This window comes from Variovorax sp. PDC80 (genome assembly GCF_900115375.1).
In the GTDB taxonomy this organism is placed as follows: Bacteria; Pseudomonadota; Gammaproteobacteria; order Burkholderiales; family Burkholderiaceae_C; genus Variovorax.
The window spans coordinates 327,089-353,604 of record NZ_FOWG01000001.1 but is presented as its reverse complement, the minus strand read 5'-3'; the positions used below and the strand labels follow the sequence as shown (position 1 = coordinate 353,604).

Annotated in this window: 27 protein-coding genes; 10 read left to right on the top strand and 17 right to left on the bottom strand. The window is 69.8% G+C overall.

Going from position 1 to position 26,516, the window contains the following annotated elements; all coding sequences use genetic code 11:
* Window positions 1-19 precede the first annotated feature (19 nt).
* Together BM109_RS01645 and BM109_RS01640 are read left to right on the top strand one after the other, a co-directional pair.
* The gene (locus tag BM109_RS01645; protein WP_057596478.1) at window positions 20-811 is read left to right on the top strand and encodes an enoyl-CoA hydratase/isomerase family protein; all 792 of its coding nucleotides are present in this window, start codon (window positions 20-22) and stop codon (window positions 809-811) included.
* A 14-nt stretch (window positions 812-825) separates the two neighbouring features.
* Window positions 826-2,049: a CaiB/BaiF CoA transferase family protein gene (locus tag BM109_RS01640; protein ID WP_093340016.1), complete on the top strand. Its 1,224-nt coding sequence runs from the start codon at window positions 826-828 to the stop codon at window positions 2,047-2,049.
* Between the two features lie 3 nt (window positions 2,050-2,052).
* Here BM109_RS01640 and BM109_RS01635 read toward each other — a convergent pair whose 3' ends face one another.
* From BM109_RS01635 to BM109_RS01580, 12 genes are all read right to left on the bottom strand, one after another.
* Entirely contained in the window at window positions 2,053-2,538 is a 486-nt protein-coding gene (locus BM109_RS01635) for a GNAT family N-acetyltransferase (protein WP_093340014.1), read from the bottom strand.
* 35 nt (window positions 2,539-2,573) lie between these two features.
* Window positions 2,574-5,021 (bottom strand): TonB-dependent siderophore receptor, encoded by a 2,448-nt coding sequence (locus tag BM109_RS01630; protein WP_256222260.1) that lies wholly within the window; start codon window positions 5,019-5,021, stop codon window positions 2,574-2,576.
* A gap of 102 nt (window positions 5,022-5,123) precedes the next feature.
* Entirely contained in the window at window positions 5,124-6,110 is a 987-nt protein-coding gene (locus BM109_RS01625; protein ID WP_093340013.1) for a FecR domain-containing protein, read from the bottom strand.
* 1 nt (window position 6,111) lies between these two features.
* Window positions 6,112-6,621, bottom strand: coding sequence for a sigma-70 family RNA polymerase sigma factor (locus tag BM109_RS01620; RefSeq protein ID WP_093340011.1), 510 nt, complete (start codon window positions 6,619-6,621; stop codon window positions 6,112-6,114).
* 100 nt (window positions 6,622-6,721) lie between these two features.
* Window positions 6,722-7,216, bottom strand: a complete 495-nt coding sequence (locus BM109_RS01615) for a P-loop nucleotide/nucleoside kinase family protein (RefSeq protein WP_093340009.1) — start codon at window positions 7,214-7,216, stop codon at window positions 6,722-6,724.
* Window positions 7,217-7,408: 192 nt separating this feature from the next.
* Window positions 7,409-8,191, bottom strand: coding sequence for an amino acid ABC transporter ATP-binding protein (locus tag BM109_RS01610; RefSeq protein ID WP_093340007.1), 783 nt, complete (start codon window positions 8,189-8,191; stop codon window positions 7,409-7,411).
* A complete protein-coding gene (locus tag BM109_RS01605) occupies window positions 8,175-8,828 on the bottom strand; it encodes an amino acid ABC transporter permease (RefSeq protein ID WP_093340005.1) in 654 nt (217 codons plus the stop codon). Before BM109_RS01605 ends, BM109_RS01610 begins: the two co-directional genes overlap by 17 nt.
* Window positions 8,829-8,835: 7 nt before the next feature.
* Entirely contained in the window at window positions 8,836-9,498 is a 663-nt protein-coding gene (locus tag BM109_RS01600) for an amino acid ABC transporter permease (protein ID WP_093340002.1), read from the bottom strand.
* Window positions 9,499-9,513: 15 nt separating this feature from the next.
* Window positions 9,514-10,314, bottom strand: coding sequence for a transporter substrate-binding domain-containing protein (locus BM109_RS01595; RefSeq protein ID WP_093339999.1), 801 nt, complete (start codon window positions 10,312-10,314; stop codon window positions 9,514-9,516).
* Window positions 10,311-11,084, bottom strand: a complete 774-nt coding sequence (locus tag BM109_RS01590) for a GntR family transcriptional regulator (protein WP_093339997.1) — start codon at window positions 11,082-11,084, stop codon at window positions 10,311-10,313. Before BM109_RS01590 ends, BM109_RS01595 begins: the two co-directional genes overlap by 4 nt.
* A gap of 431 nt (window positions 11,085-11,515) precedes the next feature.
* Window positions 11,516-12,484 (bottom strand): Bug family tripartite tricarboxylate transporter substrate binding protein, encoded by a 969-nt coding sequence (locus BM109_RS01585; protein WP_093339994.1) that lies wholly within the window; start codon window positions 12,482-12,484, stop codon window positions 11,516-11,518.
* A gap of 47 nt (window positions 12,485-12,531) precedes the next feature.
* Window positions 12,532-12,972 (bottom strand): OsmC family protein, encoded by a 441-nt coding sequence (locus BM109_RS01580; protein ID WP_057596490.1) that lies wholly within the window; start codon window positions 12,970-12,972, stop codon window positions 12,532-12,534.
* Between the two features lie 287 nt (window positions 12,973-13,259).
* On the opposite strand from BM109_RS01580, the gene BM109_RS01575 reads away from it, so the two are divergent.
* On the top strand, window positions 13,260-14,957 hold the full coding sequence (locus BM109_RS01575; RefSeq protein WP_177239216.1) for a long-chain fatty acid--CoA ligase: 1,698 nt from the start codon (window positions 13,260-13,262) through the stop codon (window positions 14,955-14,957).
* A 9-nt stretch (window positions 14,958-14,966) separates the two neighbouring features.
* Here the strand turns inward: BM109_RS01575 and BM109_RS01570 are convergent, their stop codons facing one another.
* Together BM109_RS01570 and BM109_RS01565 are read right to left on the bottom strand one after the other, a co-directional pair.
* The gene (locus tag BM109_RS01570; protein ID WP_093339992.1) at window positions 14,967-15,668 is read right to left on the bottom strand and encodes an aspartate/glutamate racemase family protein; all 702 of its coding nucleotides are present in this window, start codon (window positions 15,666-15,668) and stop codon (window positions 14,967-14,969) included.
* A gap of 11 nt (window positions 15,669-15,679) precedes the next feature.
* Window positions 15,680-16,402, bottom strand: a complete 723-nt coding sequence (locus BM109_RS01565) for an SDR family oxidoreductase (RefSeq protein WP_093339990.1) — start codon at window positions 16,400-16,402, stop codon at window positions 15,680-15,682.
* 200 nt (window positions 16,403-16,602) lie between these two features.
* Here BM109_RS01565 and BM109_RS01560 point away from each other — a divergent pair, with 200 nt between their 5' ends.
* Both BM109_RS01560 and BM109_RS01555 read left to right on the top strand, forming a co-directional pair.
* Window positions 16,603-17,130 (top strand): thermonuclease family protein, encoded by a 528-nt coding sequence (locus BM109_RS01560; RefSeq protein ID WP_093339988.1) that lies wholly within the window; start codon window positions 16,603-16,605, stop codon window positions 17,128-17,130.
* A 98-nt stretch (window positions 17,131-17,228) separates the two neighbouring features.
* Window positions 17,229-19,166 (top strand): PhoX family protein, encoded by a 1,938-nt coding sequence (locus BM109_RS01555; protein WP_093339985.1) that lies wholly within the window; start codon window positions 17,229-17,231, stop codon window positions 19,164-19,166.
* Between the two features lie 30 nt (window positions 19,167-19,196).
* On the opposite strand, the gene BM109_RS01550 is transcribed toward BM109_RS01555, so the two are convergent.
* A complete protein-coding gene (locus BM109_RS01550) occupies window positions 19,197-19,448 on the bottom strand; it encodes a hypothetical protein (RefSeq protein ID WP_093339983.1) in 252 nt (83 codons plus the stop codon).
* A gap of 25 nt (window positions 19,449-19,473) precedes the next feature.
* Window positions 19,474-20,820, bottom strand: a complete 1,347-nt coding sequence (locus BM109_RS01545; RefSeq protein WP_093339981.1) for an NAD(P)/FAD-dependent oxidoreductase — start codon at window positions 20,818-20,820, stop codon at window positions 19,474-19,476.
* 175 nt (window positions 20,821-20,995) lie between these two features.
* Here BM109_RS01545 and egtB point away from each other — a divergent pair, with 175 nt between their 5' ends.
* The 5 genes from egtB (at window position 20,996) to BM109_RS01515 (ending at window position 25,718) form a co-directional block, all read left to right on the top strand.
* Window positions 20,996-22,249 carry an ergothioneine biosynthesis protein EgtB gene (gene egtB, locus BM109_RS01540; RefSeq protein ID WP_093339979.1) on the top strand — a complete coding sequence of 418 codons (1,254 nt, stop codon included), beginning with the start codon at window positions 20,996-20,998 and terminating at the stop codon, window positions 22,247-22,249.
* A 146-nt stretch (window positions 22,250-22,395) separates the two neighbouring features.
* Window positions 22,396-23,292: an L-histidine N(alpha)-methyltransferase gene (gene egtD / locus BM109_RS01535; RefSeq protein WP_256222371.1), complete on the top strand. Its 897-nt coding sequence runs from the start codon at window positions 22,396-22,398 to the stop codon at window positions 23,290-23,292.
* Window positions 23,293-24,056: 764 nt separating this feature from the next.
* Window positions 24,057-24,341 carry a DUF427 domain-containing protein gene (locus tag BM109_RS01525; RefSeq protein WP_093339974.1) on the top strand — a complete coding sequence of 95 codons (285 nt, stop codon included), beginning with the start codon at window positions 24,057-24,059 and terminating at the stop codon, window positions 24,339-24,341.
* Window positions 24,338-25,081: a 2OG-Fe dioxygenase family protein gene (locus tag BM109_RS01520; protein WP_057597896.1), complete on the top strand. Its 744-nt coding sequence runs from the start codon at window positions 24,338-24,340 to the stop codon at window positions 25,079-25,081. Before BM109_RS01525 ends, BM109_RS01520 begins: the two co-directional genes overlap by 4 nt.
* A gap of 196 nt (window positions 25,082-25,277) precedes the next feature.
* Window positions 25,278-25,718 carry a universal stress protein gene (locus BM109_RS01515; RefSeq protein WP_057597897.1) on the top strand — a complete coding sequence of 147 codons (441 nt, stop codon included), beginning with the start codon at window positions 25,278-25,280 and terminating at the stop codon, window positions 25,716-25,718.
* 45 nt (window positions 25,719-25,763) lie between these two features.
* On the opposite strand, the gene BM109_RS01510 is transcribed toward BM109_RS01515, so the two are convergent.
* Window positions 25,764-26,453, bottom strand: a complete 690-nt coding sequence (locus BM109_RS01510; RefSeq protein WP_093339971.1) for an RluA family pseudouridine synthase — start codon at window positions 26,451-26,453, stop codon at window positions 25,764-25,766.
* Window positions 26,454-26,516 lie beyond the last annotated feature (63 nt).

Genomic DNA, 26,516 nt, shown 5'->3' with positions numbered 1-26,516 from the left:
TCTCCAAGGACCTTCACGCATGACCACGACCCTCCAGGACCCCGCGGCCGACACCGCCGCGCCGCCGCTGCTCGCCATCGACGGCGCCGTCGCCACCATCACGCTGCGCCGCCCCGGCAGCCACAACCGCATCGAGCCCGACGACCTGCCGGTGCTGCGCGGCTACCTGCGCCAGCTCGACGCCGATCCCGCGGTGCGCGTGATCGTGTTCGCGAGCACGGGCAAGAGCTTCAGCTCGGGCTTCGACCTCTCGCGCCTGGGCAAGGCCGCGGCCACCGGCGAGAACCTGTTCGAGCAGTTCACCGACGAGATCGAGAACGCGCGCGCGGTCACCATCGCGCGGCTGCACGGGCCGGTCTACGGCGGCGCCACCGACCTCGCGCTGGCCTGCGACTTCCGTCTCGGCGTGCAGGGCATGCGCATGTTCATGCCGGCCTCGCGCCTGGGCCTGCACTACTACGGCCACGGCATCCGCCGCTGGGTCTCGCGGCTGGGGCTCGGCGCGGCCAAGAAGCTGTTCCTGACCTCGCGCGCGATCCAGGCCGAGGAGATGCTGCGCGTGGGCTACCTCGATGCGCTGGTCGCGCCCGAGGCGCTCGATGCCGAGCTGCGCACCTGGCTCGACGAGCTGCTCGCGGTGGCGCCGATCCCGCTGGTCACGATGAAGCGCACGCTCAACGAGACCGCGCGCCAGCAGTACGACGAGGCCGCCGCGCAGCAGGCGCATGTCGCCAGCCTGCGCACGCGCGACCTGCACGAGGCCCTGGCGGCCTTCGCCGAGAACCGCGCGCCGCGCTTCGAGGGCCATTGAGCGTGGCGCACGGAATGCCGCCACCGGACCCCGCCGCGCTGCCGCTGGCCGGCGTGCGCGTGCTCGAGCTGTCGCAGATCATGGCCGGCCCGATCTGCGGCCTGATGCTGGCCGACATGGGCGCCGAGGTCATCAAGATCGAGAAGTTTCCGGCCGGCGACGATGCGCGCGGCTATGCACGGCCCAACGACCCGGGGCTCGCGCCATCGTTCGTGATGCTCAACCGCGGCAAGCGCTCGGTGGCGGTCGACATCCGCCAGCCGGCCGGGCAGGACGTGATCCGCCGGCTCGCGGCGCGCTGCGACATCGTCACCGAGAACTTCCGGCGCGGAAAGCTCGATGCGCTCGGCCTCGGCTACGAGCAGCTGCGCGCCGCGAACCCCGGCCTCGTCTACTGCTCGATCAGCGGCTACGGCCCCAACGGCCCGCTGAGCGACAAGGGCGGCTTCGACCTGGTGCTGCAGGCCTTCTCGGGCCTGATCAGCGTCACCGGCAGCCTCGGCGGCGAGCAGGCCAAGCCCGGCAACTCGGTCGCCGACATCAATGCCGGCATCCTGGCCGCGCTCGGCAGCCTCTCGGCCTATGTGCGGCGGCTGCGCACCGGCATCGGCAGCAAGGTCGAGACCTCGCTGCTGCAGGCCTCGCTGCAGCAGATGTACTGGTTCGCCGCGGCCTACTTCTCGAGCGGCGCCATCGCGCGGCCGATGGGCACCGCCCATCCGCTGATCGCGCCCTACCAGACCTTCCGCTGCGCCGAGGGCGCGATCGCGATCGGCGGCGGCAACCAGGCCAACTGGCAGCGCATCGCCGAGGTGCTGGGCCATCCCGAGTGGGTGGACGACCCGCGCTTTCGCACGGGCCGCGACCGGCTCGCGCACCAGGCCGCGCTCGAGGCGCTGATCACGCAGGCGCTGGCGCCGCACGGCGCGGACCACTGGATCGAGCGCCTCGACCGCGCCGGCGTGCCGGTGGGACCGGTGCACGACGTGAAGCAGGCGCTCGAGCATCCGCAATCGAGCGCGGTGTCGATGGTGGTGGAGGTCGACCATGCCGAGGGCGGCACCACGCGCTCGCTCGGGCTGCCGCTGCACTTCGACGGCGTGTCGCCGCATGCGCGCTCGGCCGCGCCGCGCGTGGGCGAGCAGACCCACGAGGTGCTGCGTGAGTTCGATTTCGGTGATGAGGAGATCGAACGGCTGCAGCGCGCGCAGGTCATCGCGCAGCACGCCGCGGCCTGAGGATCAGCCCAGCGGCAACTCGTAGCGCGCGAAGAGGCCGAAGTCCTTGCGGATCTCGCTGTGCAGCGCGAAGCCGAAGCGCTCGTACAGGCGGCGCAGCGGCGCGCGGTCGGCCACGCAGTCGAGCCGCAGGTGGCGCTTGCCGAGCGCCGTCGCCCGTTCGCGCGCGAACACCAGCAAGGCGTTCGACACGCCTTGCCCGGCGAAGCCGCGGCGCACCGCGAGCTTGTGCACGTAGAGCGAGCTGCCGGCCTCGATCTCGGGCCAGAAATACGGGTCCTCGAGGTCGAGCCGGACCACGCCGGCCACCTGGCCATCGATGCGCGCGATGAAGTAGCCGCCGGCTGCGCAGTCGCGCTCGATGCGCGCGGGCGCGATCTCCGGCCCCGACCACAGGGTGCGGCCTTCGTCGACCAGCCATTGCGCGGCCTCGTGCAGCACGGCGACGACGGTGGGGGCTTCCTCGGGGCGGGCGGGTTCGATCTGCATGGGGTGCGAAGCATAGCGGCCCGCCGCCGCGGTCCTCACTGCCAGCGATAGCGTGCCGTGAGCGTCGCCGTGCGGCGCGTGCCCTGGTAGCACTCGCCGTGGTAGCAGATCGAGTTGTACTTCTTGTCCGCCAGGTTGGAGACGTTGAGCGCCACGCGCCACGGGCCGCGCTCGTAGTGCAGGGCCGCGTCGAGCAGCGTCACGCCGCGTTCGGCGCTGGTGTTGTGCTCGTCGTTCTGGCGCTTGCCGACGTAGCGCACGCCGCCGCCGAAACCCAGCCCGTTGCCCAGCGTGTAGTCGAGCCAGACCGAGGCCGACTGCTTGGGCACCAGCGGCGGGATCTTGCCGATCTCGTCGGGGTCGGCACTGGCGAGCACCTTCATGTCGAGCCAGGTGTAGGCCGCCGCGATGTTCAGGCCCGGCGCGAGTTCGCCCTTGGCTTCGAGCTCGATGCCGCGCGAGCGCTGCCTGCCGATCTGGCGCCCCTCGAAGGTCGCGGGGTCGTAGGTGACCACGTTGGTCTTGCGCAGGTCGAAGGCGGCCGCGGTGAACAGGCTGCGCGAACCCGCGGGCTGGAACTTGAGGCCGAGCTCGACCTGCTTGCCGCGGCTGGGCCGGAAGGCCTCGTTGTTCGCATCGGTGCCGCTGTTGGGCAGGAAGGAGGTGACGTAGCTCAGGTAGGGCGCCCAGCCGTTGCCCAGCAGGTAGCTGAGGCCGGCCCGGCCGCTGAAGGCGCTGTCGGATTTGCGGGAGCGGCTGCTGTCGAGATGGTCGTCGGTGACCTGGCGCACGCGGTCCTGGCGGCCGCCGAGCGTGAGCACCCAGCGCTCGCCGAACTTGAGCTGGTCCTGCGCATAGAAGCCGAGCTGGCGCGTCGACTGGTCGAGGTTGGCGAGCGGCTCGGTGGGCAGTGCCACGGGCTGGCCATAGACGGGCGCGAGCAGGTCGAGGCTGGGCGCCGGGCCGATGAAGCGCCGTTGCCGGCCCTTCTGGTCGCTGTAGTCGACGCCCAGCAGCAGCGTGTGCTGCACATCGCCATGCTGCAGCCTGCCCTGCACGCTGGTGTCGAGCGTCGCGAGGTTCACGGGGTCGCGCCAGGTCCTGGCGATGCGCGACAGCGTGTGCTGGTCCTCGCCCAGCGCATCGGCCCAGACCACGCGCCGGCTCGGGTCGACGCGGCTGTAGCGGAAGTTCTGGCGCAGGGTCCACTGGTCGCCCAGGGCGGTCTCGAAGCGGTAGCCGATGGCGCCTTGCGTCTGCTTGAGCTGGCCGAAGCTGTGGTCGCCCACCTTGATCGAGGAGAGGGCGTAGTTCTGCGTCAGGTAGTAGGGATCCTCGGCCGTGTTGTTGCGCAGGAACTCGGCCAGCACGGTCAGCGAGGTGCCCGCGTTCGGCTGCCAGCGCAGCGAGGGCGCGATGTAGGTGCGCGTGTGGTTGAGCCGGCGGCCGTCGGGGTAGCGGTCCTGGTCGTTGCTGTCGAGGCTCAGGCCGACCAGCCGGTAGCTCAGCACAGCGTCGCTGCCGATCCGGTCGCCGAGGTCGAAGGCCAGCTGCTGGCGCTGGTAGCTGCCGTACTGCAGCTCGATCTCGCGGATCCGCTCGCCCGTGGGCTGCTTGCTCACGCGGTTGACGATGCCGCCCGCGTCGGCTTGGCCGAACACCATCGACGCCGGGCCGCGCAGCACCTCCACGCGCTCCAGCGCATAGGGCTCGGTCAGGTAGTAGGTGGGAACGAAGGAGGCCTGGGCCAGCCCGTCGCGGTAGACGCCGGTGGTCGACGAATTGAAGCCGCGCAGCAGCACGTACTCCCAGCCGCGGTTGTCGGGACCGTAGGTGCTGGTGGTCACGCCGGGCGTGTAGCGCAGCGCCTCCATCACGTCCTGCGCGCCGCGCGCCTCCATTTCCTCGCGGCCGATCACCGACACCGATTGCGGCACCTCGATCAGCGGCGTGTCGGTCTTGGTGGCCGTGCCGCTGATGCGCGCGGCATAGCCGGGTACGGGGCCGTTGCCGCTTTCGCGCTCGGCGTTTGCGTTCACCTGCACGGCGGGAAGGCTGCCGCTGCCCGTGACGGGCGCGGTGGGCGCGGGTTCTGTGGGCGCGGGCTGGCTGCGCAGCACGTAGCCACCGTTGTCCAGCCGCAGCGCCTGCAAGCCGGTGCCGGCCAGCAGCGCGGCCAGCGCCTCCTGCGGCGTGAAGGGGCCGCGCAGGCCGGCCGTGCGCTTGCCGTCGGTCTGCTCGGCGACGAAGCTCAGCGGCAGGTTGGCCGCGCTCGCGAAGCTGCGCAGCGCCGGCGCGAGCGGACCGGCCGGAACGTCATAGGTCTGGCGCGCGGCCTGTGCCTGCGGTGCCTGGGCGCGGGCCGTGCCCGGCAGGCCCATCTGCGCGCTCAGCAGCGCGAGGCCGCACAGCGCCGTGGCTGAAATTCCCTGAGCTGGATGCTTGTTCTTCTGGTGTCGCGGCTGGCGCCCGTTGGTCGGCATGGTGGTCTCTCGAAGTGATTGCTGAAAAAGAAGCCCTCACTTGACAGGTGCCGCGAGAAAGCAAATCGGGCAGGCGATGACGAAAATTTTTTCGGCCGACGGTTATTGAACGGCCTCCACCGTCGCCCAGAAGCGGGTGCGCAGCCGCACCTGCACCGGCAGCACGCTCGGCAGCATCGAGAGGATGCGCTCGGTGTCGGCCAGCGGGAACACGCCCGACAAGCGCAGCCCGGCCACGGCCGGGTCGCAGCGCACGATGCCGGGCCGGTAGCGGCCGAGTTCGGCCAGGAAGTCGTCCAGGCGCATGTCGTCGGCGATGAGCTGGCCGAGCGTCCAGGCCGTGGTCTGCGCATCCACCGCGGCGATCGGGTCGACCTCGCCGCGGCCGAAGCTCGCGCGTTCGCCGGCGCGCAGCCGTACCGGCGCGGCCGCGGCGTCCGCGGGCGTGATCTCGACCGCGCTCTCGAGCACGGCGACACGGCTGCGGCCCTCGTCCTGGCGCACGCTGAAGCGCGTGCCGAGTGCGCGGATCCGTCCCTGGGCGGTGTCGACCACGAAGGGCGGGCTGTCGGGGCGGTCGTGGCCGGTGACGATCAGCACTTCGCCTGCCACCAGCCGCACCAGCCGCTGCCGGTCGTCGAAGCGCACGTCGATGGCGCTGGCCGTGCCGAGCGTGAGGCGCGTGCCGTCGGGCAGCGACAGGTCGCGCTGCTCGCCGGTGCCGGTGCGGAAATCGGCCACCGTCTGCTGCCAGGTTTGCGTGCGCGAGGCGAGCACGCCCGTGGCGCCGGCCGCGCCGAGCCACAGCAGCGCGCGCAGCGCCTTGCGCCGCGGCGCGGGCGTGCGGCCGGAGGCGAGCGCGGCATGGGCGGCCGCCGGATGCAGGCCCTTGAGGCGCGCGCTGAAGCTCTCGATGTGCTGCCACGCGCGCTCGTGGTCCGGATGGCCGCGGCGCCATTGCTGCCAGCGCCGGCGGTCGTCTTCCGTGGCTTCGCCCGACATCAGCAGCGTGAGCCATTCCGCGGCCTCGTCGGCGGCGCGTTCGCCGAAGGGCAGGGCGGTGGCGGTGTCGAGGGGGGCGCTGCGCATCTCAGTCGGCCAGGCCGAAGAAGCACTGGCGGTTGGCGCGCGACAGGTACTGCTTGACCGAGCTGGCCGATACGCCGAGCCGCTCGGCGATCTGCGCGTAGCTCAGGCCTTCGAGATGGGCCAGCAGGAAGGCTTCCTTCGCGGCCGGCGGCAGGCTGTCGAGCACGCGATCGACCTGGTGCAGCGCCTCGATGGCCAGCAGCTGCACCTCGGGCGAGGGCGCCATCTCCTGCGGCAGCGCGGCCAGCGCCTCGAGGTAGCTCTGTTCGAGCACCTGCCGGCGATGCCGGTGCGCGATCAGCCGCCGCGCGATGGTGGCGAGGAAGGGGCGCGGCTCGCGGATGCCGGCCGCGGTGCCGGTCGTGATGACGCTGACGAAGGTGTCCTGTGCCAGGTCGGCCGCGGCGAAGGAATCGCCGAGCTTGCGCCGCAGCCAGCCCTGCAGCCACCCATGGTGCTCGCCATAGAGCGACCGCACTTCCTCGTGCATGGCGGATTCGGCGGCAGGCATGGCGGCATTCCCTCTTCGCCAGCGGCCTGGCATGGGTCGAGATTAATGAGAACGTTTCTCATTAATTCTAGATGAAGCGCTCGCCCCGGGGCATGGGTTTTCAGCCGTGCCGCCGCACCGTGAAGCCTTCGGCCGCGGAAGGCGCGGCGAAGTGGCTGCTGATCAGGTCGAACTGCGCCTCGCTGGTCTCGAAGGGATGCGTGCCGCTCGCGTTGCGCTCTCGCAGGCGCTGCTTGCAGACCGCGTTGGGCAGCTCGAGCAGGTGCAGCACGTGCGCCGCGCCGGCCGCTTCGAAGATGCCGCGCATCCAGCGCCGGTTCGCGACCGTGTTGGCCGGGAAGTCGAGCACCACCGACACGCCGGCCGCGAGCAGCGCCGCGAGGTGGCCCTCGATGGCCTGCTTCAGGCGGCCCGCGCAGCGCACGTAGTCGGGCAGTTCGCGGATCTCGCCCGGGTAGAGCGCCGCGAGCCAGGCGTCCTCGCTCACGAGCACGGTGGCGGGTGCCGCGGCGAGCCGGCGCGCGAGCGTGGACTTGCCCGCGCCGATCTTGCCGCAGACCATGTGCAGCACGGGGGTGGAGGGGATCGCTGTCATTTCGTTTTCTCCGGAGGGTGGTGGGCTTGGAAGCAGCGCCCCGGAAAACGAAAAACCCGCCTTCTGGGGCGGGTTGCATGGCATGAACTCGAGGAACCGTGCGTCAACCCACCATCTTCGAAATGGTGCGAATGATCGACGCGATGATGCGCGGGCAGGCCATGGGCCGAGCATAGCCCACGGCCGCGCGCTTCAGTCGTGCAGCGACGACAGGAACTGCCGCAGCTCGGGCGTGCGCGGGTTCGCGAACAGCTCGGTGGGCGGTCCCATCTCGTGCACGCGGCCCTGGTGCATGAAGATCACGCGGTCGGCCACCTTGCGCGCGAAGTTCATCTCGTGCGTGACCATCAGCAGGGTCATGCCCTCGTCGGCCAGCGACTCGACCACGCGCAGCACCTCGCCCACCAGCTCGGGGTCGAGCGCCGAGGTGATCTCGTCGCACAGCAGCACGCCCGGTTCCATGGCCAGCGCGCGCGCGATCGCCACGCGCTGCTGCTGGCCGCCCGAGAGCTGGTCGGGCATGGCGTCGAACTTCTCGGCCAGGCCCACGCGCGTGAGCAGCTTGCGCGCCTGCGAGGCGGCCTCGAGCGACGAGCGCTTCTTCACCAGCGTGGGCGCGAGCATCACGTTCTTGCCGACCGTGAGGTGCGGGAACAGGTTGAAGCCCTGGAAGATCATGCCCACGCGCTGGCGCAGCTCGCGCATCGCCATCGCGCTCTCGTGCAGCAGCGGCTTGCCGTCGACGGTGAGCGAGCCTTCCTGGAACACCTCGAGGCCGTTGATGCAGCGCAGCAGCGTGCTCTTGCCCGAGCCGCTCTTGCCGATGATGGCGATCACCTCGCCGCGCTTGACGTCGAGGTCGATGCCCTTGAGCACCTCGTTGCTGCCGTAGGACTTGCGCAGCGCGGTGATGCGCACGATGGGGGCGCCCACCGCGACGGCGGGTTGTTGTTGCGGTTCAAGCACGGCGGCCATGGGTTTTCCTCTCGAGGGTCTTGGCGTACAGGCTCACGGGAAAGCACAGCACGAAATAGAGCAGGGCCACGCAGCTGAACACCACGAAGGGCTGGAAGGTGGCGTTGGAGATCATGCTGCCGGCCTTGGTGAGTTCGACGAAGCCGATGACCGACGCCAGCGCCGTGCCCTTGATGACCTGCACCAGGAAGCCCACGGTGGGCGCGATCGCGATCCTCACGGCCTGCGGCAGGATCACGTGGCGCAGTTGCTCGCCGAAGCTCAGGGCGAGGCTGCCCGAGGCCTCCCACTGCCCCTTCGGGATCGAGGCCACGCAGCCGCGCCAGATCTCGGTGAGGAAGGCGCTGGTGTAGAGCGTGAGCGCCACGCTGGCCGCGGTCCATGCCGACACGTCGATGCCGAACAGCGCGATGCCGAAGTAGGCCAGGAACAGCTGCATCAGCAGCGGCGTGCCCTGGAACAGTTGCACGTAGAGGCCCACGGCCTTGCCGACGGCCCGGCCGCCGCGCAGGCGCAGGAACAGCAGCAGCGCGCCCACGATGCCGCCGCCGACGAAGGCGATGAGCGAGAGCACGACGGTCCAGCGCAGCGCCAGCAGCAGGTTGCGCAGGATGTCCCAGAGGGAGAAATCGGTCATGGCGGATTCAGCGGCCGAAGAAGAAGCGGGGACCGGCCCAGTCGAGCAGCCGCCGCAGCGCCACCGAGAGCGCGAGGTAGATCAGCGTGGCGACGATGAAGGCCTCGAAGGCGCGGAAGTTGCGGCTCTGGATCAGGTTGGCCGCGTAGCTCAGCTCCTCGGTCGAGATCTGCCCGCACACGGCCGAGCCCAGCATCACGATGACGATCTGGCTCACCATCGCAGGCCACACCTTCTTGAGCGCCGGCGGCAGCACCACGCGCAGGAACACCTGCGAGCGGCTCAGCGCCAGGCTCACGGCGGCCTCGATCTGGCCCTTGGGCGTGGCCTCGATGCCGGCGCGGATGATCTCGGTGGAATAGGCGCCGAGGTTCAGCACCATCGCGATCACCGAAGCGACCTCGGGCGTGAGCTTGACGCCCGCGGCCGGCAGCCCGAAGAAGATGAAGAACAGCTGCACGATGAAGGGCGTGTTGCGGATCAGCTCCACGTAGGTGCCCACGATGGCGCGCAGCCAGCGCGGGCCGTCGGCGCGCGCCCAGGCGCAGAAGGTGCCGACGCCCATGCCCAGCACGGTGCCCACGGCGGTGAGGCCGATGGTCCACGCGATGCCGCGCAGCAGCAGCGGCCATTCGGCGAGCACGGCGCCAAAGTCGAATTCGATGCCCATGGCCGCGCCGTTCGATCAGACCGGCAGGTCGCCGGCGGCCTTGCCGAGCCACTTCTTCGACAGGGCGTCGAGCGTGCCGTCCTTCTTGGCCGTCGCGATGATCTCGTTGACCCTGGTCTTGAGCGCGGTCTCGCCCTTGGCGATGCCGACGAAGCAGGGGCTGTCCTTGAGCAGCAGCTTGAACTCGGCGCTGACCTTCGGGTTCTTGGCGAGCATGTCGCCGGCGACGGCCGCGCTGGTCGCGAGGGTCTGGGTCTGGCCCGCGACGAAGGCCGCGATGGTCGCGTTGTTGTCCTCGAAGCGGCGGTAGTCGACGTTCGGCGGCGCCACCTTGTTGAGCTCCTGGTCCTCCATCGCGCCGCGCGTCACGGCCACGGTCTTGCCGGCCATGTCGGCGAAGCTGACGAGCTTCATGCTCTTGGCGGCGTACACGGCCTGGAAGAAGGGCGCATAGGCCGACGAGAAGTCGATCACCTTCTCGCGCTCCGCGTTCTTGCCGAGCGTGGAGATCACGAGGTCGGCCTTCCTGGTCTGCAGGTACGGAATGCGGTTGGCGCTGGTCACGGGCACCAGCTCGACCTTCACGCCGAGCTTGGCGGCGATGAGCTCGGCCATCTCGACGTCGAGGCCCTGCGGCTTCATGTTCTTGTCGACCGAGCCATAGGGCGGGTAGTCGGTGGGCACGGCGATCTTGATGGTCTTCGCCTTGAGCACGTTGTCGAGCGCGTTCTGGGCGTAGGCACCGCCGGCCGAGGCCAGCATGGCGAGGGAGGCGAGCGCGAGGGCGACGCGGCGTTTGGATGCGAGGAAGGTCATAGCAGGGCTCCTAGGTAAGTCGAAGAGTCGGGATCGGGGGCCGCGCCGGGCTTGCGGCGCTTGCTTCGGGGGGCGGGCGTGGTGGCCGTGTTCTGGAGCGGCGCCAGCGCATCGCGCAGCTGGGCCAGCGGATCGGCGGGCGCCTGCACGCGCAGGGCCGACTGCACCGTGCCGATGTGCTCGGCCATCAGGGCCTCGGCGGCGGCATGGTCGCCGCGCTCGAGCGCCGCGACGATCTGCACGTGGTCCTCGCAGGACTGCACCGCGTCGTGCGTGGATTGGTAGAGCATGGCGATCAGCGTGGTGCGCGCCGTGTAGTCGCGCAGCGTGTCGGCCAGCAGCGTGTTGCCCAGGCATTCGGCCAGGCAGACGTGGAAGTCGCCGAGCAGGAAGCTGCGGTTGCCGACGTCGCTTTCCTTGAGCGCGGCCTTCTCGCGCTGCAGGTGCGTCTTCAGCTGGCGCAGCGCGCTCTTCTGGAGCTTGCCGGCGCTGCCCGCGCTTCGGATCAGCCCGAGCTCGATCACGCGCCGCGCCTCGAAGGCCTCGCGCGCCTCGTCCTGCGAGGGCTCGATCACGAACCAGCCGCGCCGCGCGCTCACGGTGACGATGCCGCGCGCCGCCAGCCGCGTGAGCGCCTCGCGCACGATGGTGCGGCTGCAGTCGAACAGCATCGCGAGCTGCTGCTCGCCCAGGCGCGAACCCGGCGCGAGCTTCTGCGCCATCACCGCCTCGACGATGCGCGCACTGATTTCGGAAGCGGAGGTAGACATTCGCCTGCATACCAGCAGCTTCCGTGCCAACTGGTATGCAAGATGTGTGCACCGAAATGGGCTGGCGGCGTGCGCTGGTGGTGCGGGTGTTTCGGGCATGCTGAAGCTGGTTCTCGCGCCCGGAGGGACGGGCTCACGCCGATGGGGTACTCCCCTCCGCGAATGTCCCCCGCCTTCGGCTCCTCCTTTATTTCGCTGCGGGGAGTACCCCATCGACGTGAGCCTGGACGCAACGGTTGCTGTGCGGCCGGCACCACCGCAGCGCCTTCGTGCACAGGGCAGCGGGTGCTTCCCGCAGCGAAATCAAGGAGGAGGCCGAAGGCCGGGGGACATTCGCGGAGGGAAGTACCCGCTGTCCTGTGCACGCGCCCCCGGCGTATCTCAGGCCTCCACCCCCCTGCGCTTCGAAGCGGCAGGCTGCCCCAGCCAGCTCAATCCATCCGCGCCCCCGAAGCCTTCACCGCCTCGCGCCAGCGCGGCGTCTCGGTCGCCAGGAAGCGCGCGAACTCCTCGCTGCCCAGGAAGGCCGGATCGGCGCCCTGGCTCACCATGCGCTCGCGCACCTCGGCGCTGGTCAGCACCTGCTTGAAGGCCTCGCTGAGCTTGGCCACTACGTCCTTGGGCGTGTCCTTGGGCGCGAAGAAGCCGTAGAAGCCCACCACCTCGAAACCCTTCACGCCCGATTCGGCCACGGTCGGGATGTCGGGCAGCGCGGGATTGCGCTCGCGGCTGGTCACGGCCAGTGCGCGCACCTTGCCCTGCTTGTGGTAGTTGGCGGCCTGCGGGATCGATTCGGCCATGAACTGCACCTGGCCGCCCATCAGGTCGGTGAAGGCCGGCGCGCTGCCGCGGTAGGGGATGTGGACCATGAAGATGCCGGTCGCGGTCTTGAACATCTCGGGCACCAGGTGGCTGATGCCGCCGTTGCCGGCCGAGCCGTAATTGACCTGGCCCGGCCGCGCCTTCGCGTAGTCGATGAACTGCCTGAGGTTCTGCACCGGCAGCTTGGGCGTGACCAGCAGCGCCAGCGGCTGCATCGCGGTGCGCGCGATCGGCACGAAGTCGCGCTGCGTGTCGTAGGGCAGCTTGCTGTAGAGCGCGCCGTTGATCACGGCCACGCCGGTGTTCGCGAGCATCAGCGTGTAGCCGTCGGCCGGGCTCTTGGCGACCGCGTCGGCGCCGACCGAGCCGCCCGCGCCGGGCTTGTAGTCCACGATCAGCGGCTGGCCCAGCGCCGCCTGCAGCTTGTCGGTCAGCAGGCGCGCATGCTGGTCGAGCGGGCCGCCGGCCGGGAAGCCGATCACGACCTTGATCGGCTTGTCGGGAAAGGCGGCCGTGGCGGCCGTGCTCACGGCCAGCGACAGGACCGCGAGCGCGGTCCGCAGGGTGTTGTTGCTCATGATCCGTCTCCTCGTTCCTGGTGAGGAGACAATCATAGGCAAGGCCCTCAGCCGGCCAGCGTCGCCTTCAGCGTGATCTCGGGCACGCTCGCGAGCGCCTTCGACAGCGGGCAGCCGGCCTTGGCGGCCGCGGCGATCTGCTGGAACTTCGCCTCGTCGAGGTTGGGCACGGCGGCGTCGAGCTCGAGCGCGATGCGGTCGATCTTGAAGCCCTCGCCGTCCTTGGCCAGGCGCACGGCCGCGCGGGTGTCGATCTTCGTGGCGGCCAGGCCTTCCTTCTCGAGCGCGAAAGCGAAGGCCATCGTGAAGCAGGCCGCGTGCGCGGCGCCCACGATCTCCTCGGGGTTGGTGCCGCGCCGGTCGTCCTCGAAACGGCTGGCGAAGCCATAGGGGTAGTCCTTGAGTGCGCCGGTCTCGGTGCTGACCTGGCCCTTGCCGGTCTTGCCGGCGCCTTCCCAGTGAACGCTCGCGTGCTTTTCTGCTGCCATGGAGATGCTCCTTCGGTGGTCGGTGGATGGGGGAACGGGATGCGAAGCCCCGGGTATCGCCGAAACCAGGCGCCGCGTCTGTAGTCGCCGGCGCTGTCGCCCCGGCCTTTTCGGCAGGCCGCGATCGGACGACGTAGAAAAAAGGGCGTCGCCAAGGTGACGCTCCGGGGGCTTCCCCGATGGGAGCCGCGCCGCGCTCGGCTTAGGCTGGCGTGCGGTTCGCGCGCCCGGCATTCCGGCCGGACGCGCCCCGCCCGGATTCCCCATTCCCCTTCCGCCCGCCTGCCATGACCCTGGAACAACGCCCGCATCACAAGTTCTGGCCCAAACGCCTGCCGCATTCGATCACCGTGCCCGCGGTGTCGCTCTGGCACAACCTCAAGACCGCCGCCGAGCGCTACCCCGACAACAACGCCCTGGTGTTCTTCGGCCGCGTCACCAGCTACCGCGAGCTGGCGAGCCAGGTCGAGCGCCTGGCCGGCACCTTGCATGCGCTGGGCGTGAAGCGCGGCGACCGCGTGCTGCTCGACATGCAGAACTGCCCGCAACTGGTGATCGCGCATTTCGCGATCCTGCGCGCCAATGCCGTGGTGGTGCCGGTCAACCCGATGAACCGGGCCGAGGAGCTCAAGCACTACATCACCGACGCCGATGCCAAGGTGGCGATCACCACCGGCGACCTGGCCGGCGAGCTGGCCAAGGCCAGCGACGCGCTGCCCGAGGGCGAACGCCTGTCGAGGATGATCGTGACCCAGTTCACCGACGCCTTCGATCCCGGCGTGACCGGCGACGACGCGCCCGCGCCCGCCTGGGTCGACTGGCTCGGCACGCGCCATCCGCTGCCCGCGCTGGCCGGCGGCGAGGTCATGGCCTGGACCGAGGCGCTCGAGACCAGCCACCCGGTGCCCGAGCACGTGGTGGGCGCCAACGACATGGCGCTGCTGCCCTACACCAGCGGCACCACCGGCCTGCCCAAGGGCTGCATCCACCACCATTCGAGCCTGATGCACAACGCCCTGTCGGGCGTCCTTTGGGGCTGCGCCCATTCCGAGGTGGTGGTGCTGGCCGTGGTGCCGATGTTCCACATCACCGGCGTGGTCAGCATGATGCACACCGCGATCCTCGCGGCCGCCACGCTGGTCATCATGCCGCGCTGGGACCGCGACGTGGCCGGGCGCCTGATCTCGCGCTGGAAGGTCTCGAGCTGGACCAACATCCCGACCATGGTGATCGACCTGATGGCGAGCCCGCACTTCGCGAGCTACGACCTCTCGAGCCTCAGCTACATCGGCGGTGGCGGCGCGGCCATGCCGCAGGCGGTGGCGCAGCGGCTGCAGGACCAGTTCGGCCTCAAGTACCAGGAAGGCTACGGCCTCACCGAGACGGCCGCGCCCTCGCACTCGAACCCGGCCGAGCATCCCAAGCAGCAGTGCCTGGGCATCCCGTTCATGAGCACCGACGCGCGCGTGGTCGACCCCGACACGCTGAAGGAACTGCCGCCGGGCGAATCGGGCGAGATCATCATCCACGGTCCCGAGGTGTTCCAGGGCTACTGGAAGCGGCCCGAGGCCACGGCCGCGGCCTTCGTCGAGTTCGAGGGCAAGCGCTTCTTCCGCTCGGGCGACATGGGCCGCATGGACGAGGAGGGCTACTTCTTCATCACCGACCGCTTGAAGCGCATGATCAACGCCAGCGGCTTCAAGGTCTGGCCGGCCGAGGTCGAGCTGCTGATGTTCCGCCACCCGGCGATCCAGGAAGCCTGCGTGATCTCGACCAAGGACGCCTACCGCGGCGAATCGGTCAAGGCCGTGGTGGTGCTGCGCGCCACCCACAAGGACACGACCGCGCAGCAGATCATCGACTGGTGCCGCGAGAACATGGCGGTCTACAAGATCCCGCGCCAGGTGCAGTTCGTCGACGCGCTGCCCAAGAGCGGCAGCGGCAAGGTCATGTGGCGCCTGTTGCAGGAAGCCGAGAACGCCTGAGGCGCCGAGTCAGCGCGCCGGGCGCGCCGCCCGGTGCCGCAACCCGAGCCGGACCTGCGTCGCGGCCAGCAGCACCGCGCTGCGCAGCGGATGAATCACGGGCACCGCGAGGCCCTGGGCCGCCAGGGCCCGCGCGAGCGCATCGCTCACGCCCAGGAAGCCGGTGCAGCCCAGCACGATCGCGTCGGCGCCGTCGTCGCGCACGGCCCGCGCCGCCGCCTCGGTCAGGCGCGCGAGCAGCCGTTCGGGATCGGCGTCGAGTTCGCGCACCGCCGTGTCGACCACGCGCAGCGGCGCCAGCCGCGGGCCCAGCGCGGTGCGCTCGGCGAGCGCATCGATCATCGGGCGCACGCTCTCGAGCACCGTGACGATCGCGAGCCGCCGGCCGAGCGTCGCGGCCAGGTGCAGGCTGGCCTCGCCCGGGCCGATGACGGGGATCGCCACGCGCTCGCGCGCGGCCGCCACGCCGGGATCGGCGAAACAGTCGACCACCACCGCGTCGACACCCTGCGCCTCGGCCTCCTCGATGCGCGCGAGCACGCCGGGCAGGCAGCGGTGCTCGTCGGCCGCGCTCTCGATCGCGCGCGGGCCGTCGGCGATGTTGACCTGCGACAGCTGCAGCGCGCCGCCCTCGGCGAGATCCTCGATCTCGCGCAGCTTCGCGGGCACCGGGGCGACATGGGGCGTGACGACGCGGATGCGGATCGGCATGGCGCGACTCCTCAGCGCAGCGTGTAGCCGCCGTCGGCGAACAGCGTGGTGCCGCTCATGAAGCCGTTGCCCATGAGGAACACCACCGCGTCGGCCACTTCCTCGACGGTGCCGACCCGGCCCAGCGTGCTGATCGCGGCGAAGCCCGCATAGGCGGCCTCGCGCGCGGCGGCCGGGCGCCCGCGCCACAGCGGGCTGTCGATGGTGCCGGGCGACACGGTGTTGACGCGCCGCGGCGCCAGGTCGATCGCGAGCGCGCGCCCCAGGCCCTCGATCGCGCTGTTGCAGGCCGCGTAGCTGGCGACGCCCGGCAGCGGCCGCGCGCCCGCGCCGCCCGACATCAGCACCACCGAACCGCTGGGCGACAGCTTGGCGAGCGCGTGGTGCACGGCCCAGTACTGGGGCCAGAACTTCTGGCGGAACGGGCTTTCGACCTGGGCCACGTCTTCGCTGCCGAAGGGCGCGACGCTGTAGCTCGCGCCGGGCGTGAACAGGTGGTCGATGGCGGGCAGCGGTGAAAAGAAGCGCGTGAGCGAATCCGCGTCGGACGAGTCGACCGTCGCGCCGGTGGCCGCGGGGCCGAGCTGCTCGAGGGCCGCCGACAGCCGCTGCGGCGAGCGACCGCCCACGTGGACCTGGCCGCCCTGCTGGACGACGCGTTGCGCCACCGCGAGGCCGATGCCGGAGGTGCCGCCGACGATGGCGACGCGTTGCTGCGAGAAGGTGTTGCTCATGATTGGATTTTCACGAGTTCCATATTTCGGAACTTGCATCAAGATAATTGAACTCGATCATAGAAGGCCGCGCCGCCCTGTCAAGCGGGCGGCAAGGTGCCGAGCGCCGTTGGAAAAAATGTGTGTCCCCAGCGCGCCCGGCACGCGAATCCCTTAGCCTCGATGCGTCCTCATCCGTTGTCGATCCGTCCGTCTTCTTCATGCACCTGCGCGCGTTCCTTCCCATCCTTCTTGCCTTCCCCCTGCTGGCCCACGCCGCCGCCTCCCGCAGCTGCCTCGTCGTCGGCGTCAGCGACGGCGACACGCTGACCGCGCGCTGCGGCCGCAGCGGTGCCTACGAACAGGTCAAGGTGCGCATCGCCGCCATCGACGCGCCCGAGAAGGCGCAGCCCTATGGCCAGCGCAGCCGCCAGGCGCTGAGCCGGCTCTGCTATGCCGAGAAGGCGCTGATCACCGCGCGCGACACCGACCGCTACGGCCGCACCGTGGCCGACGTGTCGTGCAACGGCGAGGACGCGGGCCGGCGCATGGTGTCGGAGGGCTGGGCCTGGGTCTACGACTACCACGGCATCGCGAGCAAGCGCGGCGGCGACCTGTTCCGGCTGCAGGACGGCGCCCGCGCGCAGCGTGCCGGGCTGTGGGCCGACACCAAGCCCGTGCCACCCTGGGAATGGCGCCGGCAGCGACGCGAATCTCACTGGAGTGACAACTTCTTCTCGTCCTTCTGAGCGCCTTCAGGCCGGGCACGGCCCATGTCACGCGAGATTCATGCGGCGCGAAGAGCATTCGAGGTTCTTGCAACCCACGCACCGAAGAGAACAACGACATGGCCAAGAATTTCGACCGGATGGAGGACTCCAACCTTTCCGCCAACCCCACGATCCACGAGGTGTCCGATCCGGCGCGCCGCGTGCTCGTGCGCGGCGGCCTCGCGGCCGCGGTGGCGGGGCTGTTCGGCCCGCTCGCGGCCGGCTCGCTCGCGGGTTGCGCATCGACCGCCGGCAGCGGCGGTGGCGCGGTCGCCGGCCTGGGCCGCGCGATCGGCTTCAAGGGCATCGCGATGGCCGCGGTCGACCAGGTGGTCGTGCCCGAGGGCTACAGCGCGCAGGTGCTCTACCGCTGGGGCGATCCGACCGGCGTGGCCGGCAGCATGCCCGCCTTCAGGACCGACGGCTCCAACTCGGCCGACGACCAGGCGCTGCAGGCCGGCATGCACCACGACGGCATGGCCTTCTTCCCGATCGAGGGCTCGAACCGCGGCCTCCTGGTGCTCAACCACGAGTACGTCGACGACGGCCTGCTGCACGCCGACGGCATGAAGACCTGGACGCCCGAAAAGGTGCGCAAGTCGATGAACGCGCACGGCGTGTCGGTGATCGAGCTGCAGCGCGACGGCGCGAAGTGGTCGCAGGTGCTGCCCTCGCGCTTCGCGCGCCGCGTCACCGCGCTCACGCCGATGACGCTGAGCGGCCCGGCCGCCGGCCATCCGATGCTGCGCACGGCCGCCGACCCGAGCGGCACGCAGGTGCTGGGCACCTACAACAACTGCTCGAACGGCCAGACGCCCTGGGGCACCTACCTGACCTGCGAGGAGAACTTCGCCGACTACTTCGAGGGCCCCGAGTCGCCCGACGCGCACCAGAAGCGCTGGGGCATCCGCAAGGGCAACGGCGCCAAGTACCGCTGGCACGAGCACGAGCCGCGCTTCGACGTGACGAAGAACCCGAACGAACCCAACCGCTACGGATGGGTGGTGGAGATCGATCCGCAGGACCCGGCCTCCACGCCGCGCAAGCGCACCGCGATGGGCCGCGCCGCGCACGAGGGCGCGGCCACCGCGCTGACCGCCGACGGCCGTGCCGTGGTCTACATGGGCGAGGACTCGCGTTTCGAATACATCTACAAGTTCGTGAGCCGCGACGCGGTGAAGCCCGGCGGCGCGGCCGCCAACCGCGAGCTGCTCGACCACGGCACGCTCTACGTGGCGCGCTTCGATGTCGACGGCAGCGGCGAATGGCTGCCGCTCGTGCAGGGCCAGAACGGACTCGTGGCCGACAAGGGTTTCGCGAGCCAGGGCGACGTGCTGATCAAGTCGCGCCAGGCCAGCGACCTGCTGGGCGCGACCAAGATGGACCGCCCGGAGTGGACCACCGTCGATCCGCTGACCAAGGAGGTTTACTGCACGCTGACCAACAACAGCAACCGCGGCGGTGCCGGCCAGCCGTTCATGGACGCGGCCAATCCGCGCTCCAACAACACCATGGGCCAGATCATCCGCTGGAAGGAGCAGGGCGACCTCGACGGCACCAAGTTCGCGTGGAACCACCTGGTGCTCGCGGGCGACCCGAAGCAGTCGCGCTGGGAAGCGCAGGGCAACGTCAAGGGCGATGCCTTCGGCAGCCCCGACGGCCTGATGGTCGATGCGCGCGGCGTGCTGTGGATCCAGACCGACGTCTCGACCTCCACGCTCGGCAAGGGCGACTACACCAACCTGCCGAACAACCAGATGCTGGCCTGCGATCCGACGCAAGGCGAGATCCGCCGCTTCCTGCTCGGCCCGGCCGGCTGCGAGATCACCGGCCTCACGGCCACGCCCGACCTGCGCACGCTGTTCATCAACATCCAGCATCCGGGCGAGCCGGCCAACGAGCGCAGCGATCCCGATCGCCCGCTCGCGGTGTCGAAGTGGCCCGATGGCGCGGGCCGCCCGCGTTCGGCGACGGTCGCGATTACCAAGAACGACGGCGGCGTGGTCGGGACCTGAGCGCCCGTAGCCGAGAGCGGACGGCGGCGCTCAGCAGGCGCCGCCGTACCAGCAGCGCAGTTCGGGCATGAACAGCCCGAGCACGAAGCTGATGCCGCAGACGATCAGCATCAGCAGCGCGCACATGCGCAGGCCTTCCTCGCTCCAGCGCGGCGCGAAGATGCTCACGAGGAAGCCCGAGGCGAAGGTGCCTTCGAGCCAGTGCGCGCCGCCCCAGCGCAGGATCCAGAGCCAGAACAGCGCGGTGAGGGCGTGCAGCGCGATCCAGGGCAGCAGCGACATGGCGGACCTCCTGCGGCGGCGCGGCTCAGGACTCGCTGCGGCCGTTCACGTCGGCCACCACGCGCGCATTGCGCTGGAAGCTCCAGTAGGCGCCGGCCCAGTCCATCATCACCACGATGCGGTTGCGGAAGCCGATCAGAAAGTACGCGTGCGCGAACAGCCAGAACAGCCACGCGAGCCGGCCGCTGAAGCGCAGCGGGCCGAAGGGCGTGCCGAGGTCGACCACGGCCGAGTTGCGGCCGATGGTCGCGAGGTTGCCGTAGTCGCGGTAGCGGAAGGCCTGCGTGGGCTGGCCCGCGATGCGGCGCAGGATGTTGGCGGCCGCGGCGCGCCCGGCCTGCTTGGCGCCGGGCGACACGCCGGGCACCGGCCGCGGTTCCTTGCCGGGCGCATGGCTCATGGCGGCCGCGAGGTCGCCGACCACGCTGATCTCGGGATGGCCCGCGAGGCTCAGGTCGGGCTCGACCTTGATGCGGCCCGCGCGGTCGCATTCGACGCCCGTGGCGCCGCCGAGCATGCGCCCGAGCGGCGAGGCCGCCACGCCCGCGGCCCACACCACGCAGCTGCTGTCGATGCGGTAGCTCTGCGCGGGCGCGCCATCGGCGCCGCCGCCGGTCTGCACCTCGAGGCCGGTGGCGTCGATCGCGGTCACGCGCGCGTTGAGCCGCACCTCGACGCCCAGCTTCTCGAGTTGCTCGAGCGCCTTCTGGCTCAGGCCCTCGGGCATCGCCTGCAGCACGCGCGGTCCGCCCTCGACCAGCAGCACCTGCGCGCTCGCCGGGTCGATGTGGCGGAACTCGCCCGCGAGCGTGTGCTTGGCGATCTCGGCCAGCGTGCCCGCCATCTCCACGCCCGTCGGGCCGGCGCCGATCACCACGAAGGTCAGCAGCGCGCGGCGGCGCTGCGCGTCGGTCGTGAGTTCGGCGGTCTCGAAGGACAGCAGCACGCGGCGCCGGATCTCGAAGGCATCGGCCAGGGTCTTGAGGCCCGGCGCATTGGCCGACCATTCGTCGCGCCCGAAATAGCTGTGGGTGGCGCCGGCCGCGACGATCAGGTGGTCGTAAGGCACCGGGTTGCCGTCGGCCATGCGCACCGTGCGCGCGGCCGGATCGATGGCCGAGACCTCGCCGAGCAGGGTCGTGATGTTGGCCTGGCCGCGGAACAGCCCGCGCACCGGTGCCGCGATCGACGGCGCCGCCAGCCCGGCGGTCGCCACCTGGTAGAGCAACGGCTGGAACAGGTGGTGGTTGGTGCGGTCGATCACCGTCACGTCGACGTCGGCGCCTTGCAGCTTGCGAGCCGCTTCGAGCCCGCCGAAACCGCAGCCGACGATGACGACGCGGGGGCGGCCTGGGGAGTTGGTCGTTTGCATCGAACGGATGATACGCAGCGCCCTGCACGCGAAGCCATCTTGTGCCAAAGTGGCCGACCCGCCGAGGAACGAGAACCACGCGGGGACGGCGGGTGCTCTGGCGCGGGCTTTTGTCCTACGCGCCGCCGCCGAAGGCTTCGGCTACAAACTTCGTTGACCCGCGACTGGAGAACCCATGACGCTTTCCCGGCCGATCACGCCGGCAGCCGGCACCGTGCGAGAGCAGTTCCGCTCCGTGCGCGCCGCCAGCCTCGCGCTTGCCGCACCGCTTTCCGCCGAAGACCAGTGCATCCAGTCGATGCCCGACGCGAGCCCCACCAAATGGCATCTCGCGCACACCACCTGGTTCTTCGAGACCGTGCTGCTGCAGCCGCACGCCAGCGGCTACCAGCCCTTCGACACGCGTTTCCATTACCTCTTCAATTCCTACTACGAGGCCCTGGGCCCGCGCCATCCGCGTCCGCAGCGCGGCCTGCTCACGCGGCCCTCGCTCGACGAGGTGCAGGCCTACCGCCGCCATGTCGATGCGGCCGTGCTGGCCTTCCTCGACAGCGACGAGGCCGAGGCCGCCTGGACCACGCTCGAGCCCATCGTCACGCTGGGCCTGAACCACGAGCAGCAGCACCAGGAGCTGCTGCTCACCGACATCCTGCATGCGCTGTCGTGCAACCCGCTGCTGCCCGCCTACAAGCCCGCCGGCGGCCCCGCGCTTCGGCTGGCCGCGGTGCCGCCCGCCATGCGCTGGCTGCCGCACGAGGGCGGCCTGGTCGAGATCGGCCATGACGGCGCGGGCTTCTCGTTCGACAACGAGACCCCGCGCCATCGCGCGCTGCTGCAGCCGCATGCGATCGCCGACCGGCTCGTGAGCTGTGGCGACTATGCGCAGTTCATCGCCGATGGCGGCTACCAGCGGCCCGAGCTGTGGCTGTCCGACGGCTGGGCCGCGGTGCAGTCGCAGGGCTGGCGCCATCCGGCCTACTGGCTCGCGCCCGACGATCCGCGCCTGGGGGCCTCGTCGGCCAATGCCGGCGGCTGGCATGTGTTCGGCCTGCACGGCGTGCGGCCGATCGAGCCCGAGGCGCCGGTATCGCAACTGAGTTTCTACGAGGCCGCCGCGTATGCCGAGTGGGCCGGCGCGCGGCTGCCGACCGAGTTCGAGTGGGAGGCCGCGTTCGGCAACCCGGGCATCTCGCAGATGACCGGCCACGTGTGGCAATGGACGCGTTCCTCGTACGACCCCTATCCGGGCTTCAAGCCGCTGCCTGGCGTCGCGGCCGAATACAACGGCAAGTTCATGGTGGGCCAGCTCGTGCTGCGCGGCGGCAGCGTGGCCACCCCCGAGGGCCATGCGCGCCCCAGCTATCGCAATTTTTTCCCGCCGGCCGCGCGCTGGCAATTCACCGGCCTGCGGCTCGCGAAGGATCTCTGACCATGCGCCCATTCGCTCCCATTCCCGCGGCAGCTTCGACTGCTTCCGCTTCTTCCTCGTCTTCTTCGTTGCCGTTCTCGGCGAAGAAGCGTCCCGCCGTCGTTGCGCCCGCCACGACCGCGCCGCTGTCCGAGTTCGCGCGCGAGATGCAGGCGGGGCTGGCGCGCACGCCGCGCAGCATCTCGCCGAAATTCTTCTATGACGTCGTGGGCTCGCAGCTGTTCGATCAGATCTGCGATCTGCCCGAGTACTACCCGACGCGCACCGAGTTGCGCATCCTCGGCGAGTGCGCGGGAGAGATCGCGAAGCAGATCGGGCCGAATGCGGAGATCGTGGAGTTCGGGGCGGGGTCGTTGACGAAGATCCGCTTGCTGCTCGATGCGCTCGAATCGCCGAAGCGTTATCTGCCGATCGATATCTCGGGCGAGTATCTCGAAGGGGCTGCTGCGCGCTTGCGTGCGGACTATCCGGAGTTGGCCGTGCAGCCGATTGCGGCCGACTACACGATGCCGCTGGTGTTGCCCGCGCCCATGCCTGGGGCCGGGCGGCGGGTGGGGTTCTTTCCGGGGTCTACGCTGGGGAACTTCGAGCCTGACGAGGCGCTGGCCTTTCTGCAGTTGGCGGCTCGCATGTTGCGCGGTGGGGGGATGCTGATCGGGGTGGACCTGGTGAAGGATCCGGCGCGGTTGCATGCGGCCTACAACGATGCGCAAGGGGTGACGGCGGCGTTCAATCTCAATCTGTTGCGGCGTGCCAATTCGGAGCTGGATGCGGACTTCGATCTCGATGGGTTCACGCATGCGGCGTTCTTCAATGCGCCTCTGCGGCGGATCGAGATGCATCTGGTGAGTCGGCGGGCTCAGAGCGTTTCATTGAATGGCGAGTCGTTTGGGTTCGAGGAAGGGGAGACCATTCATACGGAGTACTCGCATAAGTTCACTGTGGATGGGTTTCGTGCTTTGGCCGTTAAAGCGGGGTTTCGGCCGGGGGCGGTTTGGGTGGATTCGGAGAGGTTGTTCAGCGTGCATTGGCTGGGGGCTTGAGGGCTCTTTTTCTAGGGCTCTTTTAGGAGATGTTTTCTTGCTGAGGCTGTTGGCCGGGTCTCGCCCCGGCGGGCGAGTCACTTTCTTTTGCTTCGCCAAAAGAAAGTAACCAAAGAAAAGGCGACCCACTGTCTGCGACCCTCCGCTTCGCTGCGGGCAACCTGCGGTGCTCGCGTTTCGCGGGGTCTCGCAGAACTCGCTTCGCTCAAACAGCTGCGAGCCCTGATCCGCGAAACGCTGCGCTCCTCGGCGCAGCCAGAGGGGGTGGGTCGGGCCATCGCTGCGCTCGGCCACAGATACCCGACAGGCCTTCGCTTCGCTCGGCCCCGGTGGAAGAAGACCCAGGGCCTTCGCACTCACACACCCCACACAAGGACGCGCCACGGCGCGTTGACCCTGATCCCCTCTGGCTGTGCCGAGGAGCGCAGGAGAAAGCGGGATAAGGGCCGCAGCTGTCTGAGCGCAACGAAGTGCAGCGAGTTCTGCGGACCCCCGCTTTCTCCGAGCACCGCAGGTTGCCCGCAGCGAAGCGGAGGGACACAGACAGCGGGGTCGCCTTTCTTTGCTTACTTTCTTTGGCGAGACAAAGAAAGTAAGTCGCCCGCCGGGGCGAGACCCGGCCTACAGCCTCAAGCAAAGAAAACAGCCCCAATCCAACCTCAGCCCAAAGAGCAAAAAAACCACCCCAACAAAACACCAGAAACCAAACAGTCACAATACCCCTCCGGCCAAACACATCCCCCCAGTCGGAGACCCAAACCCAAATGAAAGCCACCTGGAACGGCGCCACCATCGCCGAAAGCGACGACACCGTCCTCGTCGAGGGCAACCACTACTTCCCCATGTCGTCGCTCAACCGCGACGTCGTGACCTTCAGCAACCACAAGACCACCTGCCCCTGGAAGGGCAGCGCGAACTACTACTCGCTGCTGGTCAACGGCGAACTCAACACCGACGCCGCCTGGTACTACGCCGACCCCAAGCCCGAGGCCGAGATGGTCCGCGACCGCGTCGCGTTCTGGAAAGACGTGAAGGTCACGGCGTCGTGACCACCCCGGCCTTCGATCCGCCGTTCATCCATCCCGCGGAACTGCCGGCCGCATTGCGCGACCAGGGCTACGCCGTGCTCGGCCCACAGGCCGTGGGCGACTGGCTCGGCCTGCCGGTCGCGCAGCTCGAGGCGCTGCATGCCGACTGGAACGATCTTCCGCCCGACGAATACCTGAAGGACGGCGGCCGCTATCGCACGCGGCGCCACGAATGCTTCACCGTCGATGGCGAGGCGATGCAGCAGGTACCGCGCCGCGCGCACTGGCAACCGGTCGAATACAACGCGCTGCATGGCGGCATGCAGCGCTGGTTCGCGCCGATGCTCGCGGCCACGATCGCGCAGCCGGCCTGGCAGCGGTTGATCGTCAAGCTCGGCGAAGCGGCGAGCCAGCTGCGCGGCGCGCAGCGCTGGTACGTGGAAGCGCACCAGTTCCGCATCGACACCGCGGGCGGCATCGGCCGGCCGACGCCCGAGGGCGCGCACCGCGATGGCGTGGACTTGGTGGCGGTGGCGCTGGTGGGCCGCCACGACATCAAGGGCGGCGAGACGCGCGTGTTCGAGGCCAACGGGCGGCGCGGCGAGCGCTTCACCATGACCGAGCCGTGGACGCTGCTGCTGCTCGACGATGCGCGCGTGATCCACGAATCGACACCGATCCAGCCGCTCGAGGAGAACGGCACGGGCTGGCGCGACACGCTGGTGATCACCTGCCGCGCCCAGGGTTTTCAGGGCGACTGAAACCCGCGCCGCGAGGCGCTGCGCGGCCTGCAGGCGCGGGCCGCGCGCACGCGGTATCCGCGATTTCCCTGGCTGGGAGGCGTCCTACAGTTGTGTCGCGGCCTTGCGGTTAAATTCGGGGCCCGGTCTTCGGCCATCTCAAACGGCCCGTGGACTGGACCCTGTCTGCCTGCGAACGAAGAAAGCGAGGTCCGCCATGTTCAATCACATCCTGGTCCCCATCGACGGCTCCGAAACTTCCATGCTCGCGGTCAGCAAGGCCAGCGGATTGGCGCTGGCCTTCGGAAGCCGCATCACCCTGATCCACGTGATCGACAACTACCCCTTCATCGGCGTGGGCGCGGACTATGCGCTCGGCCAGAACGAGTACCTCGCCGCGGCCACCTCGAGCGCCAATGCGGCGCTAGCGCGCGGCGTGGCCGCGCTGGCGGCCGAAGGCCTGCACAGCGACCAGCGCGTGATCGACGGCCATGTGGTGCACGAAGGCATCGTGGACACGGCCATCGCCATCGCGGCCGACCTGATCGTGATGGGCTCGCACGGCCGCAGCGGCATCGAGAAGCTGCTGCTCGGCAGCGTGACGCAGCGCGTGCTGCAGGACTCGATGGTGCCGGTGCTGGTGGTCAAGGGCGGCTGAGAAGAACGCCGCGCCACCCCTTCGAATCCCGCCGATTCCCGCCGCTCACGCCGAGCCTTCTCCCGCCTCCCGCAACGCCTCGAAGCGCGGCCCGAAATCGGGCCGGCTCGCGAAGCGCATGCGTTCGCGCGTGGCCGGGTGCTCGAAGCCCAGCGCGCTCGCATGCAGCAGCAGGCGCGGCGCGCGTGCCTGCACTTCGGGACTGCCATAGAGCGCATCGCCGAGGATCGGATGGCCGATCGACGCGAGGTGCACGCGCAACTGGTGCGAGCGGCCGGTGAGCGGCTCCAGCAGCAAATAGCTGCAGGGCGCCTCGCCATCGAGGCCGCCCAGGGCGCGCCAGCGTGTGAGGCTGGGCTTGCCGGCGGGGTCGATCTTCTGCAGCGGGCGGCGCGGCCAGTCGGCCATCAAGGGCGCATCGATGCAGGCCCAGTCCGCGTCCACAGGCAGCAGACCGTCGACCACCGCTTCGTAGCGCTTGTCGACCTGGCGCGTGGCGAAGGCGTCGCCGAGCGCGCGCTGCATCTCGAGGCCGCGCGCCATCAGCACCAGGCCGCTGGTCGCCATGTCGAGCCGGTGCACGATCAGCGCATCGGGCCACTGGCGCTGGGCGCGCGCGCTCAGGCAGTCCTGCTTGTCCTCGCCGCGGCCGGGCACGCACAGCAGGCCGGGAGGCTTGTCGAGCACCAGCAGGTGGGCGTCTTCGTGAACGGGTCGTAGCGGGGGTGAAGCCATGGGAGGGCCCGAGTGTAGAAGCGTGGCCAGGCAGGGGCGTTGGCGGGCGCTCATGCGCGGCTC

What these genes read in the sequence shown, in the direction of transcription:
- BM109_RS01525 (WP_093339974.1), top strand. Translation starts at nt 24,057, where the DNA reads ATGAAAGCCACCTGGAACGGCGCCACCATCGCCGAAAGCGACGACACC.
- BM109_RS01570 (WP_093339992.1), bottom strand. Translation starts at nt 15,668, where the DNA reads ATGCCGATCCGCATCCGCGTCGTCACGCCCCATGTCGCCCCGGTGCCC.
- BM109_RS01645 (WP_057596478.1), top strand. Translation starts at nt 20, where the DNA reads ATGACCACGACCCTCCAGGACCCCGCGGCCGACACCGCCGCGCCGCCG.
- BM109_RS01590 (WP_093339997.1), bottom strand. Translation starts at nt 11,084, where the DNA reads ATGTCTACCTCCGCTTCCGAAATCAGTGCGCGCATCGTCGAGGCGGTG.
- BM109_RS01635 (WP_093340014.1), bottom strand. Translation starts at nt 2,538, where the DNA reads ATGCAGATCGAACCCGCCCGCCCCGAGGAAGCCCCCACCGTCGTCGCC.
- BM109_RS01610 (WP_093340007.1), bottom strand. Translation starts at nt 8,191, where the DNA reads ATGGCCGCCGTGCTTGAACCGCAACAACAACCCGCCGTCGCGGTGGGC.
- BM109_RS01585 (WP_093339994.1), bottom strand. Translation starts at nt 12,484, where the DNA reads ATGAGCAACAACACCCTGCGGACCGCGCTCGCGGTCCTGTCGCTGGCC.
- BM109_RS01555 (WP_093339985.1), top strand. Translation starts at nt 17,229, where the DNA reads ATGGCCAAGAATTTCGACCGGATGGAGGACTCCAACCTTTCCGCCAAC.
- BM109_RS01515 (WP_057597897.1), top strand. Translation starts at nt 25,278, where the DNA reads ATGTTCAATCACATCCTGGTCCCCATCGACGGCTCCGAAACTTCCATG.
- BM109_RS01600 (WP_093340002.1), bottom strand. Translation starts at nt 9,498, where the DNA reads ATGGGCATCGAATTCGACTTTGGCGCCGTGCTCGCCGAATGGCCGCTG.
- BM109_RS01595 (WP_093339999.1), bottom strand. Translation starts at nt 10,314, where the DNA reads ATGACCTTCCTCGCATCCAAACGCCGCGTCGCCCTCGCGCTCGCCTCC.
- BM109_RS01625 (WP_093340013.1), bottom strand. Translation starts at nt 6,110, where the DNA reads ATGCGCAGCGCCCCCCTCGACACCGCCACCGCCCTGCCCTTCGGCGAA.
- BM109_RS01560 (WP_093339988.1), top strand. Translation starts at nt 16,603, where the DNA reads ATGCACCTGCGCGCGTTCCTTCCCATCCTTCTTGCCTTCCCCCTGCTG.
- BM109_RS01575 (WP_177239216.1), top strand. Translation starts at nt 13,260, where the DNA reads ATGACCCTGGAACAACGCCCGCATCACAAGTTCTGGCCCAAACGCCTG.
- BM109_RS01545 (WP_093339981.1), bottom strand. Translation starts at nt 20,820, where the DNA reads ATGCAAACGACCAACTCCCCAGGCCGCCCCCGCGTCGTCATCGTCGGC.
- BM109_RS01510 (WP_093339971.1), bottom strand. Translation starts at nt 26,453, where the DNA reads ATGGCTTCACCCCCGCTACGACCCGTTCACGAAGACGCCCACCTGCTG.
- BM109_RS01580 (WP_057596490.1), bottom strand. Translation starts at nt 12,972, where the DNA reads ATGGCAGCAGAAAAGCACGCGAGCGTTCACTGGGAAGGCGCCGGCAAG.
- BM109_RS01615 (WP_093340009.1), bottom strand. Translation starts at nt 7,216, where the DNA reads ATGACAGCGATCCCCTCCACCCCCGTGCTGCACATGGTCTGCGGCAAG.
- egtD (WP_256222371.1), top strand. Translation starts at nt 22,396, where the DNA reads ATGCAGGCGGGGCTGGCGCGCACGCCGCGCAGCATCTCGCCGAAATTC.
- BM109_RS01565 (WP_093339990.1), bottom strand. Translation starts at nt 16,402, where the DNA reads ATGAGCAACACCTTCTCGCAGCAACGCGTCGCCATCGTCGGCGGCACC.
- BM109_RS01630 (WP_256222260.1), bottom strand. Translation starts at nt 5,021, where the DNA reads ATGCCGACCAACGGGCGCCAGCCGCGACACCAGAAGAACAAGCATCCA.
- BM109_RS01620 (WP_093340011.1), bottom strand. Translation starts at nt 6,621, where the DNA reads ATGCCTGCCGCCGAATCCGCCATGCACGAGGAAGTGCGGTCGCTCTAT.
- BM109_RS01550 (WP_093339983.1), bottom strand. Translation starts at nt 19,448, where the DNA reads ATGTCGCTGCTGCCCTGGATCGCGCTGCACGCCCTCACCGCGCTGTTC.
- BM109_RS01605 (WP_093340005.1), bottom strand. Translation starts at nt 8,828, where the DNA reads ATGACCGATTTCTCCCTCTGGGACATCCTGCGCAACCTGCTGCTGGCG.
- BM109_RS01640 (WP_093340016.1), top strand. Translation starts at nt 826, where the DNA reads ATGCCGCCACCGGACCCCGCCGCGCTGCCGCTGGCCGGCGTGCGCGTG.
- egtB (WP_093339979.1), top strand. Translation starts at nt 20,996, where the DNA reads ATGACGCTTTCCCGGCCGATCACGCCGGCAGCCGGCACCGTGCGAGAG.